Genomic DNA, 15,730 nt, shown 5'->3' on the forward strand with positions numbered 1-15,730 from the left:
GAATGGAGTGAGATCTTCGAGGAACTCCTGCTACAACCTGTTCGAGGTTTCGAATTGTTATGCCCCACGTCGAATAGGAGAATAGCAAAAGACCAGTCTATCCGGCATATGCAGTGAGAGACCAATAGCAATTATCGTCATTTCAAAAGGAATGACATTTGTTCCTTTTTGACCGTACGGAAAAACTTTCCTCGCGATTTTCGAAACCGTTTCAGCTTCAAAAGTTTTAGCTGATGAACAGGATTTTGATACTGGTAAAAATGGTTTCCCGCCGCTAAATTCATAGCCATGCGACCGACATTACTTGACCCATTTTTTGCGACGATACGAAGCCTTTCTGGCATAGGGCCAAAGGTCGGCTTAACGATATCCAAACTCCTGAACATCGATCCGGCACAAGACGAACCCCGACTTATCGATCTCATCCAGTTAATGCCACACTCTGTTATCGACCGCAGACAGCGCCCCGGGGTTGCTTTTGCGTTAGACGGTGCTGTTACGACTGCCGAGATAGTTGTCGATTATCATCAGGCTCCTCCAAGCAATAATAAACGCCTTCCCTATAGGATATTCGGTCATGACGACACGGGGGAAATTACCTTGGTGTTTTTTCATGCTCAACCAAATTGGCTAAAAAGCCAATTGCCCGAGGGCGAAAAAGTTATTGTTTCCGGTAAAGTGGAACGCTTTAACGGCCATGTTACCATGGTTCATCCCGATTACATCGTTCCGTCATCACAGAGTGAAAAACTGCCACTTATAGAGCCCGTTTACCCGCTAACGGCAGGTTTGTCGGGAAAAACTTTAGGCCGTGCAATAGGTGAAGCACTTGACCGGTTACCCTTGTTACCGGAATGGATTGATCACACAATGCTCAAACAATCCGGCTTTCCATCCTTCGGCGTCGCTTTGCGCCGAATTCACACACCGGTAGACCCCGCCGATGTCAGTGTCGACAGTCTACCCAGAAAACGCCTTGCTTATGATGAGTTTCTAGCCGGTCAATTAGCGCTGGGGTTAGTCCGGCACAAAACCAAGAAATTGGCTGGTAAAGCCAATCCCCCAAGAGGCACATATACAAAAAAACTCCTGCACGTCCTACCCTTCACTTTGACGAAAGGTCAAGAAGCGGCCATTGCCGAAATATCGCAAGACCTCGCCTCGAACGAGGCAATGTTGAGATTGTTACAAGGTGATGTCGGATCAGGTAAAACTGTGGTGGCTTTTATGGCAATGGCACAAATTGCCGAAAATGGCGGTCAATCCGCACTCATGGCGCCTACTGAAGTTCTGGCACAGCAACATTTTGCAACAATCAGCCCTTTGGCTGAAAAAATCGGCCTGAAAACCGTTTTGTTGACTGGCCGCGAAAAAGGTAAAAGTCGCGAAAAAATTCTCGCCGACATAAAAAGCGGGCAAACTGCGTTTATCATCGGGACGCATGCACTTATTCAGGACAGCGTCGACTATCATAATCTCTCGCTTGCAATTATTGACGAACAGCATCGTTTTGGCGTTCATCAACGCCTTAATCTTTTGGCCAAGGGCATCCGACCCGATATGCTTGTCATGACCGCCACCCCTATTCCACGAACTTTAGTTATGACTGCATTTGGCGACATGGATGTTTCACAACTAAAAGAAAAGCCGTCAGGGAGGAAACCGGTAACCACAGCTATTTTACCGGAAGAGCGATTGGCAGAGCTCCTCGACCGCGTCAGTGTGGCACTTCAACGTGGTGACAAGATTTATTGGATATGCCCACTGGTCGAGGAGTCAGAAAGCCTGGAGCTCACATCCGTTGAAAAACGATTTGAATTTCTCCATGCCCGTTTTGGCAATATTGTGGGAATTGTTCACGGTAAAATGGCTGCCACCGAAAAAGATCAGGCGATGCAGGATTTCAAGCAAGGCAAAACGCGTTTGCTTGTCGCTACCACCGTCGTGGAAGTCGGCGTCGATGTCCCTGACGCATCGATTATGATTATCGAGCATGCCGAACGGTTTGGTCTTTCACAGCTTCATCAGTTACGTGGACGAGTTGGAAGAGGTGACAAACAATCATCTTGTATTTTGCTTTATAAGGCACCGATTGGTAAAATTGCCGAAGCGAGACTGAATGTCATGCGTGAAACGCAAGATGGCTTTCGTATTGCCGAGGAAGATTTACGACTTCGTGGCGAAGGTGAAGTATTAGGAACCAGACAATCCGGACTTCCCGAATTTCACATGGCCGATCTTGAAGTTCACAGCGATTTATTGGCAATTGCCCGAAAGGATGCGCGCCTCATACTCGAAAAAGACCCGCAACTCATGTCGGAACGCGGTCAGGCATTGCGACTGTTGCTTTACCTTTTCCGCCAGGACGGGGCCATAAAATTACTTCGGGCTGGTTAAATCATGAAAAAGAACCATATCATCACGCCGCTTTTGATAACGCTCACCGGAATATTGGTAACGGTGGGAAGTTTTATGTTTTTCAGACAAACACCAACGTTCGAAAAGCCTGAAAGCACCCCGCAGGGTTCCAATCCGCCCATCGTAACCGAGCCACAACAACAAGATCAAAAGCCTCACGAAACGCCAAAAAAAATCACAACACACAATTTCTGCTACCACCAGAAATTCGAAAATAAATCTTATATTGTTTGCGAGGTCGATCCCGAAAAATATGATATTTCGCTTTTTCTAAACAATGCAAACGGTGAACCTTTCAAATATTTTCGCAACGTTGAAAAATATTTACGGGAACAAGGGAAAACGATTGCTTTTGCTGTCAATGGCGGCATGTACCACAAGGATTTTTCAGCGGTGGGCCTTTATATTGAAAATGGCAAAACGCTTCATCCCGTTTCTACCAAGGATGGGCCGGGAAATTTTCATATGAAGCCGAACGGTATTTTCTTTGTCGAGGGGAAAAAAGCCGGTGTTATGGATACGGATAGATTTCTGAAATCGACAATCAAACCGGATATTGCAACACAATCCGGGCCGATGCTCGTCATCGAAAACAAAATTCATCCACGGTTTATTGTCAACTCGCCTTACCTTGAATATCGCAATGGCGTTGGCATCAGAACAGATGGAACTGTTGTTTTTGTCAATTCCGAAGGACGAGTGAATTTTGAAGAATTCGCGCGGTTTTTTCGTGATGAAATGAAAACCCCGAACGCGCTTTTCCTTGACGGGTCAGTCTCAAGCCTCTACGCCCCCGAACTGAAACGTTATGATTGGTGGTATGGGCTTGGTCCTATTATTGCTGTTGCTATTCCTTTGGAGACGCAGGATTCAAAATCCGGCAATTAATATCATTCCTCCCCATAAACGAGGAGGAATGATTATTTTTTAGCAAATTAAATATCGGTTCTATTCAACGGTTACAGATTTAGCGAGGTTGCGTGGCTGATCTACGTCTGTACCAAGCAGTACTGCCGTGTGATAAGCAATCAACTGGACCGGAACTGCATAAACAATAGGTGCAATGAATTCCGGAACGTCCGGCATAACAATCGTTGACAGGCTATTCACCCCTGCTTTAGCCACACCATCCTTATCTGTAATCAGAATAATGCGTCCGCCGCGCGCAGCCACTTCCTGCAAATTGGAAACCGTTTTGTCAAACCACCTATCATGTGGCGCGACCACAATAACAGGCATGTTTTCATCAATAAGTGCGATTGGCCCGTGTTTCAACTCACCGGCTGCATATCCCTCGGCGTGGATATAGGACAGCTCCTTGAGCTTGAGAGCGCCTTCCAAGGCAATTGGATAAGACGTGCCGCGACCAATATAGAGAATGTTCTTAACACTCATAAGATCACGACATATTTCTTCAATATCACTATCAAGTTTCAGAACATCCGTAATAATTCTGGGAAGTTCGGAAAGTTGTTGAACCATTTTCTGTTCGTTTTTCCGGTCAAGCATACCTCGGTGTTTGGCAGCAGTCAGAACAACCGATGCCAGAGCGGACAATTGACAGGTAAAAGCTTTTGTCGAGGCAACACCTATTTCGGGGCCGGCAAGCGTTGGGAACATAAAATCCGCTTCTCTTGCCATGGTTGATTCGAGAACATTGACAACAGTTGCTGTTTTTATTCCTTTGGCCCGACAATATCGCAAGGATGCAAGTGTGTCAGCGGTTTCCCCCGACTGTGACACGAACATCGCCAAGGTTTTATCGGTCATAGGCGGCTCGCGATATCTGAATTCCGAAGCAACATCATTTTCGACAATCAGCCCGCATAATTTTTCAAACCAATAACGTGCTACCAATGTCGAATAATAGGCTGTTCCGCAACTTGCAAAGACCAAACGATCAATATTGGCCCAATTGATCAGATTGGCAGATTCATTGACCTTGCCAGCCCCCAAATCGACATAATGGGCCAGAGTGTGCGAAATGACCTCAGGCTGTTCGAACATTTCCTTATGCATGAAATGGCGATGATTACTTTTCGAAACAAGAAAAGCATTACCTGAAGATGTCGATATTTCACGTTCGACAATCCGGTCATCGGCATCATAGATTGTTGCACTATTGTGGGTAAGTACAACCCAATCACCGTCTTCCAGATAGCTGATGCGATCGGTGAATGGAGCAAGCGCTATCGCGTCCGACCCGACGAACATTTCGCCTTTACCATAACCGATAGCAAGTGGCGGGCCAAAGCGAGCCGCAATCATCAGGTCTTCTTCACCTTCAAAAATCAGAGCAACAGCATAAGCGCCGCGCAACCGCTTGAGGCTAACACGCATTGCCTCGACCGGTGTCAATCCACCTTTTATTTCTCTGGTCACGAGATGAGCCAGAACTTCGGTATCCGTATCAGATTCAAAAACACAGCCATCAGCTACGAGTTCGTCCCGCAATTCGGCGAAATTTTCGATAATGCCGTTATGAACCACAGCTACTTTTTCAGTCATCTGCGGATGAGCATTACGTTCAATCGGTGCGCCATGGGTAGCCCAACGGGTGTGTCCAATGCCAATTTCGCCCTTCAGCGGCGTTTTTTTCAGTTTTTCCTCGAGATTGACGAGCTTACCGGGGGCTCGTAAGCGTCCAAGATGACCTTGGTAGACAGTAGCAATGCCTGCGGAGTCGTAACCCCGATATTCAAGCCTTTTCAAACCGTCAAGCAGCAAAGGTGCCACGTCCCTTTTACCAAGGATTCCAATAATTCCGCACATATAAAACTTCGCTCCGGGTATAAATCTGTTTATTAGAAGAGTTAGGACAGAATAACCAATTTAAAAGTGTTTTTGTTCCTGACTTTTCTGGCCTGGGTTAGTTCTAGATAGAAAATAATTCCCTTTTTTTAAATGTCAAAAATGGCTTTTTTTCTGTCATAAACTATTTTTTGTTTTCATTGACGAGAACCTTTGTCTCAACAAATCCGCTCGTCCTTCTTTGTTTATCTGCCTTGCGCGACCAAAGGCCACACAATTTTCTGGTACCGCTTCGGTTATTACACTGCCCGACGCAACGTAAGCACCTTTACCAATTTCAACAGGCGCGACCAGAGCGGAATTTGACCCGATGAATGCATTCTCGCCGATAATCGTTTTCCACTTGTTAAAGCCGTCGTAATTACAGGTTATGGTTCCCGCGCCGATATTGGTGCCGCGACCAATTTCTGCGTCCCCAATATAAGTAAGATGGTTGACTTTGGCCTTTTCACCAATTTTTGCATTTTTTATCTCGCAAAAATTACCGACTTTTGAAGAATTCTCGAGAATCGCTCCGGGACGCAAACGCGCATAAGGCCCGATTTCCGAATGCGTTTTGACAATTGCCCCTTCCAAATGGCTAAAGCCATGAATTACAACGCCGGTTTCCACTTTTACATTACGACCGAAGAAAACATTCGGTTCAATAATGACATCGCGGGCGATTTCGGTGTCATATGAAAAATAAAGGGTTTCCGGTCGCAGCATTGTTACGCCGGATAACATGAGTTCTTTGGCCTTACGTTTTTGCCACAACGCTTCGGCTTCGGCGAGTTCAACGCGTGTATTCACACCTAGAACATTCTCGACCGGTATCGTAATTGCTCTGACATCCAGTCCTTGAGAAACACCGATTGTAACAACATCCGTGAGGTAATATTCTTTTTTTGCGTTTTCATTTTTAATTTGTTCAAGCAATGAAAGAGCACGTTTGCCATTCAACGCCATAACACCGCCATTACAGAATTTTATCTTTTTCTGTTCAATGTTTGCGTCTTTTTCTTCGACAATTGCTTGAAGTTTTCCGTCTTTTTCAATCAAACGACCGTAGCCTGACGGATTTTCGGTTTCAAACCCCATTACAACAATGTCGGCACCGTTCGCGAGCTCATCACGCCCGCGATTGAGCGAAGCTAACTCGATGAGTGGTGTATCACCAAAAACAACCAGCACATCATCAAAATTTTGGACCAGCATTTCGCGCGCCGCCAGTGCTGCATGCGCAGTGCCAAGTCGTTCTTTTTGAACATATATTTTGGCACTTTTGGAAAAGTCTCTCACCACCGAAGATACCTCTTCGGCTCCCTTCCCGACAACAACTGCTATTTCACTATTTTCAAGTGCCTGAACTTGCCGAACGACGTGGCAAACCAAAGGCAAACCGGCAATTTTATGCAGCACCTTCGGCAAATCCGATTTCATTCTCGTGCCTTCGCCTGCTGCTAGAATTATTGAGAGACAGCTACGGTTAATCATTTGCCCTTTAATCCTCAAAGAGATTATGGAAAAAATCGACAATGTCCGACCAGCCCAATGCTTCGACACTGCTCAAAGACGGAAATTTTTCCAACAACCAGAATGAAACATTTTGCATATCGCCGGTTAAGAAAAGGATACCGGCGATAATTAACAATATACCGATGATCTTTTCGACTTTTCCCAAATGCATTCTGAACGAGCTTAAAAACCACATAAAGAAGTTTGAAAACAAGGCCGCCAGAATAAAAGGAATAGCAAGACCGAGCGAATATATACCGAGCAGCAACGCGCCTTCACCAACCGATTCTTTTGATCCGGCAAAAGTAAGAATCGGTCCAAGGACCGGTCCCACACAGGGTGTCCATCCAAAAGCAAACGCAAGACCGATAATGTAGGCTCCCAATGGGCCCGCCGGTGTTTTTCTCATCTGGAAGCGAACTTCCCGCGCGAGAATTCCGATTCTGAATACACCTAAAAAATTAAGTCCGAAGATTATAATAATAATCCCGGCAACCATCGCCAATATGTCACGATATTGACCGATAAAATGCCCGACGGTGCTGGCTGTTGCACCCAGTGCGATAAAAACTGTTGAAAAGCCCAATGAAAAGGCGATTGCCGCGACAAACAATGCTAGACGGACGGGCTGTTTGTTTTGCATGTCGCTATTGCGAAAATCTTCGACGCTAACACCGGCCATATAGCATAGATAAGGAGGCACCAGCGGCAATACACAAGGCGATAAAAATGATAGTGCGCCGCCTAAAAATACCCCGAATGTCGATAATTCTGAAAACAACTGTCTCGTTCCGTAAATTTTGTAACAGTTCTATCCTATATTAATCTCAATGAAAACCTTCAACCTTACGAAAAGCTACACTTATAAAAATCTGTTCCTTCGTATAAATATGACAAATTAAATCCATAGAGTTTTGCAATACTGGTTCCAAACAGTCCCGATAGGCGCATTGACCAACGGTTTAAAAGGATAAAAATGACAAGCGAAAATGAACTGAACGAGAACACCGTTGACAAAAACGCTCGCAAGCAGCCCTCGCGCCTTTTGCATCTGGCAAAAACATCGATTGTTCCGTTATTAGGACTGACAATCGCTGCAATTTCATTTTTTGTTCTCTGGGAACTTTTGAAAACGACTTCCAGACACGACACAATCGAGGCTTTCAAAAGTTATACAACACCGACATTGTTGCTTGCATTGTTCTTCACCGCGCTAAGTTTTTGCGGCATTGCGCTTTATGATGTCGTAGCGGCTCGCACAATAGCACCTGGTAAAATCACAATGCCGGTCGCAGCTCTCGCTGGATCTGCCGGTTATGCTGTATCCAATGCTCTCGGTTTTTCCTTTCTTACCGGAGGAGCACTCCGTTACCGCGTTTATGCGGGAGAAGGTGTCGGTCTTGCCGATATCGGGCGTATCATCAGCATGTCCTGGTTTTCAATGTGGTTTGCTTTGCTTACCGTTATCGGATTTGCGCTTGCGTTCGAACCTGAAAATCTCCCCCTTCTCGGCACCTTAAATTTAACGGCTGACAGGATTGCCGGCATCGCCATTATTCTCATATTGATTGCCTTGATATTGTGGCTTTACGGCGGAGCAAGAGAGCTGAAAATTGGCCCGCTTTCTTTGAAACTTCCTGGTTCTCGCGGCGCTTTGATGCAAATTTTTGCAGGGCTTGTCGATATTACCTCTGCATCTGCCACGCTTTATGTGCTCATGCCTGCCGATTTACAAACCGGTTTTCTCGCTTTCAATCTGGTCTTCGCAGTTGCCATTGTTATCGGTGTGGTTAGCCATTCACCGGGTGGCCTTGGCGCTTTTGAAGCCATTCTTATTGGTGGTTTGGGCCTTGCCGGAAACGCACAAGGTGTGGCTGCTCTGTTGACTTACCGGTTGATTTACACAATATTGCCGCTTGTCATTGCAATTGTCGGCATTGCATTCTGGGAAATGTTCCGGCAACGCAAACGTGTTTCGGCACGTGCCGCACAGGTTTCGCGCATTATCGAACCGATGATACCGTTCATATCGGCCGGTCTGACCTTTCTGGCCGGTGTCGTAATGTTGATATCGGTTGTCACTCCCGGGCGCCGGATAAGACTTGATGTCCTGTCGGATATATTGCCACTAATTTTTATCGAGACGTCGAATCTGGCTGCCAGCCTTATCGGTGTAACACTTCTCGTTGTTTCCTACGGATTGGCGCGACGCCTCGTCAATGCGTGGTTTGTTACCATTTTTCTTTTGCTTGCAGGTGCGGTTTTTTGTCTGACCAAAGGACTTGATTGGGAAGAAGCAACTATTCTGTGCATATTTGCATTGATCTTATGGGGGTTCAAACGCTCGTTTTATCGTCGTCCACTGAATAATGGTTTGACCATAAGTTGGGGTTGGCTTGCCAGTATTGCCGCCTTTGCATGTGCGGTTATATGGCTTGGCTTTTTTGTTTACCGTCACGTCGAATATTCAAATGAATTGTGGTGGAGCTTCGCCTGGAACGCCAATGCACCGCGTTTTTTAAGAGCAAGCGTTGTCATATTTTCCGTTATCTTTATTGCAGCGCTTTACAATATTATCCATAGACCACTGCGCAAGCGGTTAAAACGCGCGACAACGATTCCTGATTGTATCCCTAAGCTCGTCGCCCAATCACCTTTGTCGGATACTGCATTAGCGCTACTTGGAGATAAACAGTTTCTGATTTCTCCCAACGAGGACGGCTTTATTATGTACAGTAAATCCGGTGGTAGCTTGATTGCTTTAGGTGAACCCGTAAGCAATGACGAAAAGGTTTTTAACGATCTCGCTTGGGAATTTCGCAAACATGCCGATGACGCAGCCTTGCGCACTGTTTTTTATGGTGTAGGACCGCGTCATTTGCCGCTTTATCTCGACATGGGATTAACCGCAATCAAGTTGGGCGAGGTCGCCAAAGTCTACCTCCCCGATTTTTCACTTGACGGGCCAAAACGCCAACCATTTCGTTATGCTGAACGTAAAGCGACCCGCGAGGGCTTGGTGTTTTCCATTATTCCGGCAAATGAAGTAGAAAATCATTTGTTAGCACTGCGACATGTGTCTGATACGTGGCTTGCCTCGAAATCCGGAGCTGAAAAACGTTTTTCAATCGGTTATTTCAATGACGAATTTTTAAAACGTTACGATGTCGCAGTCATGACCAAAGATGATCAGATTGTCGCTTTTGCCAATGTCTGGAAAAGTGGTAACAAAAATGAAATAACAGTCGATATGATGCGTTACCTGCCCAATGTATCCAAAGTTATGATGGATGCATTATTTGCCAATCTGTTGCTTTATGGCAAAGAACAAGGATTCCAGTGGTTCAATTTGGGAGCTGCTCCTCTCGCTGGTCTGTCGACCAACCGTCTGGCAGCAAGGTGGCAACGTATAGGCTCTTTTATTTATCGGCGCGGACGTGATCTTTATCATTTTGATGGCTTGAAAGCGTTCAAGGATAAGTTCGATCCGGTTTGGTCACCGCATTATCTGATCTGCCCCGGTGGTTTTGAAACTGCTAAAGTTCTTTTTGATGTCACAACACTTATCAACGGCAACCCGCTGGAGTTTTTACGCAAATGACAATCCGACGTATAATTTTATTGGTCTTGGCCGTTTTTATTATCGCAGCCGCTGCTTATGGTGTTTTGCATCGGGGCAAGATCAACCGGCTATGGGCAAGTTTTATCGGCTCCACATCTCCTGTTGTTTATGCAGAAGGAGAACGTTTCACCGATATACCGGTTTATTTGCCGCAAGGAGATATCAGAGGTCTTGTTATACTCGTTTCCGATACCGGTGGTCCAAAAACACGGGAAACAGATATGACTGCGGCATTGCTGAAACGGAACCTTATTGTTGCATCTGTCAATTTTGACAACTGGCGCGAGGAACTGGATAAAGAAGATGGCGATTGTGTTTATCTCGTATCCGATCTTGAAGCTCTTTCAAAAGACATTTTGCGTCGGTTGGATCTTGACGTCTATTTTCATCCTGTTGTGGTTGGAATTGGTGAAGGAGGCACGGTTTCCTATGCAGCGGCGGCCGATTCTCCCGAAAATACATTAGCTGGCACTGTGGTTCTTGATCCGTCGCAATCGTCGCACACACGGTTACCTTCCTGCACGGAAGAGGCTGACGCAACAAAAATGCCCGACGGCGGCTATAGTTATGAAACAGGTGTAAAAGTCCCCTCTCCGGTGACGATTATCAGTAATTCATTGGCCGGTAATGACGTAAAGCAGGCGGCACGGGATAAAGTTGCCGCAATCATCAAGGACCCGGCTTTTGAATCGCGAATGAAGGAAACTGTTGATACAGCACTTGATTATGCTATTCGCGATGCGGCTGATGCCGACCTGCCCATTATTGATATGCCGTCCAAAAACCCCGCAAAAGCACTGGTTATTTTCTTCTCTGGCGATGGCGGTTGGCGCGATATCGATATGGAAATTGGCGATCTTTTGCAAAGCCAGGATATTCATGTGATCGGTATCGACTCGTTACGTTATTTCTGGAGTACACGCACCCCTGAGGAAATTGCCAAAGATATAGAGCAACTTGTTCAGGAGGCTGACCCCGAACAACGGTTACCGGTTGCACTTTTCGGTTATTCTTTCGGAGCGGATGTTTTACCGTTTGCTTGGGAAGTACTTGATGAAACGGTCAAAGACCAAACGGTTATGATAGCGCTCATGGGCTTGTCCAAAACAGCGGATTTTCAGATTTCCATTGATGGTTGGCTCGGCGGTTCGGGTGACACACCTGTTCTTGATCAGATGCAATATGTGCCTGCAGATAAACGGTCTGTGTCTATGGGGAGGACGAAGATGATACTGCTTGTACAGATCCTGCGCTTGATGCAACAAAACGTTTAAAACTGCCCGGCGGACATCATTTTGATGAAGATTATAAAAGTCTTGCAAAATCTCTTCATGCAATCTTGATTGACAAGATACAGGCAGAAAAAAATGACCATAAGTCATCAAACCGATAGAGAAATGAGGATACCCGTCTTTCTCGAATTTGTCGGATACTGACTTCTTTTGCACGGTGATTTAAAAATAGTAATCTGTGAGATAAGTTTGTGCAAAAACGCTTTTCTGGTGTTTCTGCAAGTTTTTCACACCGATTAAAATAACGACACCGATATCTCGTTTTGTAAAAACCGGCTCAAACAACTTTGAGTACTACGATTATCAAAGCAATAAAGGAGACAAATTTAGAATTTTAACAGGTTAACCACATTCTAAAAATCGAAAGAGCCACGTAAAATTCGGCAATTAAGCAGAGAATGTTCTGCCATTATTCAAAACTTCGCAACCAACCTGCCAATTGAAATCCATCGTCAATCGTGAGTTTGCTTGCCTTCTCGATGAGCTATTTGAAGGGAGCAAGAAAGGGCATCGTGCCCCGTGAATAGAACAAGCATATTCAAGGCATAATCATAAAGCCAGCCACGTTATTATCGGACGAATTGCGTTTCAAATCCGGAAGTCTTTACAGCAGTTTAATTATTAATTCGCCTCGCTTACGATAAAGAACATCAACATGAAATATGACGGTGCAATTAAAAGATTGCGTACTTAAAAAATAGGAAAAACCAATTGAAATCTTTTGAATCCATTGATTTCACTATTCTCTAATTTTATTCGTTTTTGTAAAAAAACGGTAAGCCCCTTCTTTTTGCCTTTCATGTCAGCAACATTTGAAACCGCCCTTCCCTCCATATCTTGCTTCCTGACGCTCCCGGAAGAAATCATTATAAGACATGGGCGTCTGGTCAGGATGAACATTCTTCATATGTTGAACGTAAGTGTCATAATCGGGTACTCCGACCATCAACTTCGCCGTTTGTCCAAGAAACTTGCCAACACTAAGGAAATTCAAGCACATATTCAGCATCCTCCATATTTTTAACGTTATAGCGCTACCTTCCGGTAACGCCATAACGTCATTTGTACCCGCCACTTTTATCTGACTTTAATAGGTTCAGTCGGAAACGGTTCGTAAGGCGTTTCATGTACAGTGGGTTTATCGCTTTTCAGTGACTTTAAGGCCGATCTGATCGTGAATAAGGTTAACGTAACAACGACAACCATAAATAATGCCGTCAAGATACCGTTGATATAATTACCAACTGCCAATTGTTTGTTAGCTGCTTTTCCGGCTGCAACAAAAAAGCTGAGCTTGGCATCAAACACCTTCTGCCAACCGGCCGTCATCGTACAGATAAACAACCATGCCGCCGGAACAATCGCCACCCAGGCATAACGTTGCTGTTTCATTTTAAACAACACAACAGCACAAAGCAGGAGCGCGACAGCTGCAAGCATTTGATTTGCTATACCGAATAACGGCCAGAGCGAATATATACCGCCTTTGGGATCGACCGCACCTTGGTAAACAAAATATCCCCACATCAGCACAACCAGTGCAGTAGCTATCAAATTGGCGAAAAGATTATCTGTTTTTCGCATATGCGGAACCACAATACCAAGGAGATCCTGAAGCATAAAACGGGCCGAACGTGTACCGGCATCAACCGCCGTCAAGATAAACAATGCTTCAAACAAAATTGCAAAATGATACCAGAAGGACATGCCCATCCAGCCGCCTAAGGCATTATGCAAAATATGAGCCATCCCCACGGCAAGGGTAGGTGCACCACCTGTTTTGGCAATGATGGATTTTTCGCCCACTTCGTTAGCGATATTTGTCAACATTTCAGGTGTCACCTGAAATCCCCATCCTGAAACAACTGTTGCAGCCGATTGCACAAGATCGCCGGTTCCAGATGGAAGAAGCACACTCAATGGTGCGTTCATTGAAAAATAGACACCGGGATTAATGACGCTCGCAGCAATCAGAGCCATGATGGCAACAAAAGATTCCATCAACATGCCACCGTAACCAATGAAACAGGCTCGGTCTTCATTAGCCAACATTTTCGGTGTCGTTCCCGATGAAATGAGAGCATGGAAACCCGAGACTGCCCCACAGGCAATTGTAATAAAAAGAAATGGAAAGAGGTTACCGCCCCAAACCGGTCCGGAGCCATCCACATATTTGGTTAAAGCCGGCATTTCAAGCATCGGCCGAACCACAACAATACCGATTGCAAGAGCAACAATCGTCCCGATTTTCAAGAAAGTAGACAGATAATCGCGTGGTGCAAGCAATAACCACACAGGTAAAACCGCTGCAATAAATCCGTAGATGATGATCATCAACGTCAATGTTGTTGCTTCATAATTGAACCAGGATGCATAAGAACTGTCTTTTATCCACCCGCCTGAAACAATGCCGAAGAGAAGCAGGATAAGGCCGATAACGGAAACTTCACCTATTCTGCCAGGCCGGATAAAGCGCAGATATATTCCCATAAAAAAAGCAAGAGGGATAGTGAAAGCGACTGTATATGTTCCCCATGGACTTCCCGCCAAAGCCTTTACAACCACCATTGCCAACACGCCGAGGATGATAATCATAATCATGAAACAGGCAATCAAGGCTATTACACCGGCAACATCCCCCATTTCTTCACGAACCAGCTCGCCGAGTGAACGTCCATCGCGCCGCGTGGATATAAATAATACCATAAAATCCTGAACGGCGCCCGCCAGAACACATCCCGCCAGAATCCACAAGAGGCCCGGTAGATACCCCATTTGCGCAGCAAGTACCGGCCCAACAAGAGGCCCTGCTCCCGCTATTGCTGCAAAATGATGCCCAAAAAGAATTTTCTCGTCTGTGGGAACGTAATCAAGCCCGTCATTACGCCGATAGGCTGGTGTCATACGCGTGCTGTCCGCTTTTAAAACAACACTGGATATAAAAATCCCGTAAATCCGGTAGGCAACCAGATAGACACAAACTGCCGCCACAACAATCCACATGGCGTTGATTGCTTCACCCCGTTGAAGCGCGATATAGCCCAATGAAAAGGCTCCCAGTACCGCCAAGATGATCAAAATTATGATTTGAGTTGTGGTTAAGGGTTTTCTTATGGTCGCCATATGCCCCTCCTCCTGAAAATCCTCACAATGAAAAATACTTGCTTTGTGGCCTCCACCGCCAACAAAAGCCCTCCTTCAAATTTCTATTATTATTTATAAAGTTTTGTCTACTGCATTAATCAACACAATAAAATTACCTGTGAATATCTGACGCACCAGTACTTTACCCGGACATTTGGTTAAAAGTACTTATGTCTTACAATCTGACACCGCCAAACAGCACCGCTGGCATCAGAAAAGAAAAGTGGTTTCCAGTTTACGAAAGCTTTTTCCCCCCCCCACATTTAGGAACGTAAATTTACAACTTTTTCGATTCACGAAAATGAAATCCCCGGGTTCAAACCGTATTTTATAAATAGAGTGCCCACTGCAAATGCGGGTTTAGCAAAAAGTCATAAAATTCCGATTTTGATCGATAATTGTCTTTCAATCTTGTTTAGCCAAACTCTTTTTTGTGCAAACTTCGAACAAAAATCGATTAATACCAATTTGTGCCCGACCAAGACGAATTTGACTTCAATCGAAGCTATATGGGTGGTTTTTGAGTAATTACGATTAGACAAAAGAAAATTGAAATTGATTGCCAAAAAACAGGTACGTTTTTTCTTATGAAATCTGCACTGATGGCAAAAAACGAACGGGTTTCCACCAGACAAGATTATAATGATTCATGCGTTAAACGTTTAGCCAGATTAAAGCAGCTTTATAAAAGCAGTAGGTTACCGAAAATCATTGTCCGACAAGATTCACAGCGCTTATATATGGCAGGAAGCGGGATTGATGAAGCTTCCTAATGTCACTTCAAGATCATTTAACGCCCATTTTTCTGAACATATCGAACAATCAGAAAGAGCTGATAAACGCTTGATCTGGCGATTGCCCCCTTTAGACAATACGGCATAAATTTAGAGAACACATGGCTCCAGAAAAACATCCGAATGCGGTTCCAAATTCGTCAAAAATATAG

8 protein-coding genes and 1 pseudogene are annotated in these 15,730 nt (G+C 45.0%); 4 read left to right on the forward strand and 5 right to left on the reverse strand.

Features of this window, described 5'->3' with window-relative positions:
* Positions 1–288 precede the first annotated feature (288 nt).
* Together recG and BBC0178_RS06015 are read left to right on the forward strand one after the other, a co-directional pair.
* Positions 289–2,397 carry an ATP-dependent DNA helicase RecG gene (gene recG, locus BBC0178_RS06010; RefSeq protein WP_078039540.1) on the forward strand — a complete coding sequence of 703 codons (2,109 nt, stop codon included), beginning with the start codon at positions 289–291 and terminating at the stop codon, positions 2,395–2,397.
* 3 nt (positions 2,398–2,400) lie between these two features.
* Positions 2,401–3,306: a phosphodiester glycosidase family protein gene (locus BBC0178_RS06015; RefSeq protein ID WP_225868286.1), complete on the forward strand. Its 906-nt coding sequence runs from the start codon at positions 2,401–2,403 to the stop codon at positions 3,304–3,306.
* 60 nt (positions 3,307–3,366) lie between these two features.
* Here the strand turns inward: BBC0178_RS06015 and glmS are convergent, their stop codons facing one another.
* From glmS to BBC0178_RS06030, 3 genes are all read right to left on the reverse strand, one after another.
* A complete protein-coding gene (glmS, locus tag BBC0178_RS06020) occupies positions 3,367–5,190 on the reverse strand; it encodes a glutamine--fructose-6-phosphate transaminase (isomerizing) (RefSeq protein WP_078039541.1) in 1,824 nt (607 codons plus the stop codon).
* A 156-nt stretch (positions 5,191–5,346) separates the two neighbouring features.
* Positions 5,347–6,705 (reverse strand): bifunctional UDP-N-acetylglucosamine diphosphorylase/glucosamine-1-phosphate N-acetyltransferase GlmU, encoded by a 1,359-nt coding sequence (gene glmU, locus BBC0178_RS06025; RefSeq protein ID WP_078039542.1) that lies wholly within the window; start codon positions 6,703–6,705, stop codon positions 5,347–5,349.
* A gap of 7 nt (positions 6,706–6,712) precedes the next feature.
* Entirely contained in the window at positions 6,713–7,507 is a 795-nt protein-coding gene (locus BBC0178_RS06030; protein ID WP_078039543.1) for a cytochrome c biogenesis CcdA family protein, read from the reverse strand.
* A 195-nt stretch (positions 7,508–7,702) separates the two neighbouring features.
* Between BBC0178_RS06030 and mprF the strand changes: the two genes are divergently transcribed.
* Both mprF and BBC0178_RS11995 read left to right on the forward strand, forming a co-directional pair.
* Entirely contained in the window at positions 7,703–10,327 is a 2,625-nt protein-coding gene (mprF, locus tag BBC0178_RS06035; RefSeq protein WP_078039544.1) for a bifunctional lysylphosphatidylglycerol flippase/synthetase MprF, read from the forward strand.
* Between the two features lie 863 nt (positions 10,328–11,190).
* Positions 11,191–11,741: pseudogene (locus BBC0178_RS11995) on the forward strand (AcvB/VirJ family lysyl-phosphatidylglycerol hydrolase).
* 701 nt (positions 11,742–12,442) lie between these two features.
* On the opposite strand, the gene BBC0178_RS06045 reads toward BBC0178_RS11995, so the two are convergent.
* Both BBC0178_RS06045 and BBC0178_RS06050 read right to left on the reverse strand, forming a co-directional pair.
* Positions 12,443–12,640: a YbdD/YjiX family protein gene (locus tag BBC0178_RS06045; protein WP_078040385.1), complete on the reverse strand. Its 198-nt coding sequence runs from the start codon at positions 12,638–12,640 to the stop codon at positions 12,443–12,445.
* 77 nt (positions 12,641–12,717) lie between these two features.
* Positions 12,718–14,763, reverse strand: coding sequence for a carbon starvation CstA family protein (locus BBC0178_RS06050; protein WP_078039545.1), 2,046 nt, complete (start codon positions 14,761–14,763; stop codon positions 12,718–12,720).
* Positions 14,764–15,730: the final 967 nt, after the last annotated feature.

This window comes from Ditibartonella apihabitans, from assembly GCF_002007485.1.
Taxonomy (GTDB): Bacteria; Pseudomonadota; Alphaproteobacteria; order Rhizobiales; family Rhizobiaceae; genus Bartonella; species Bartonella apihabitans.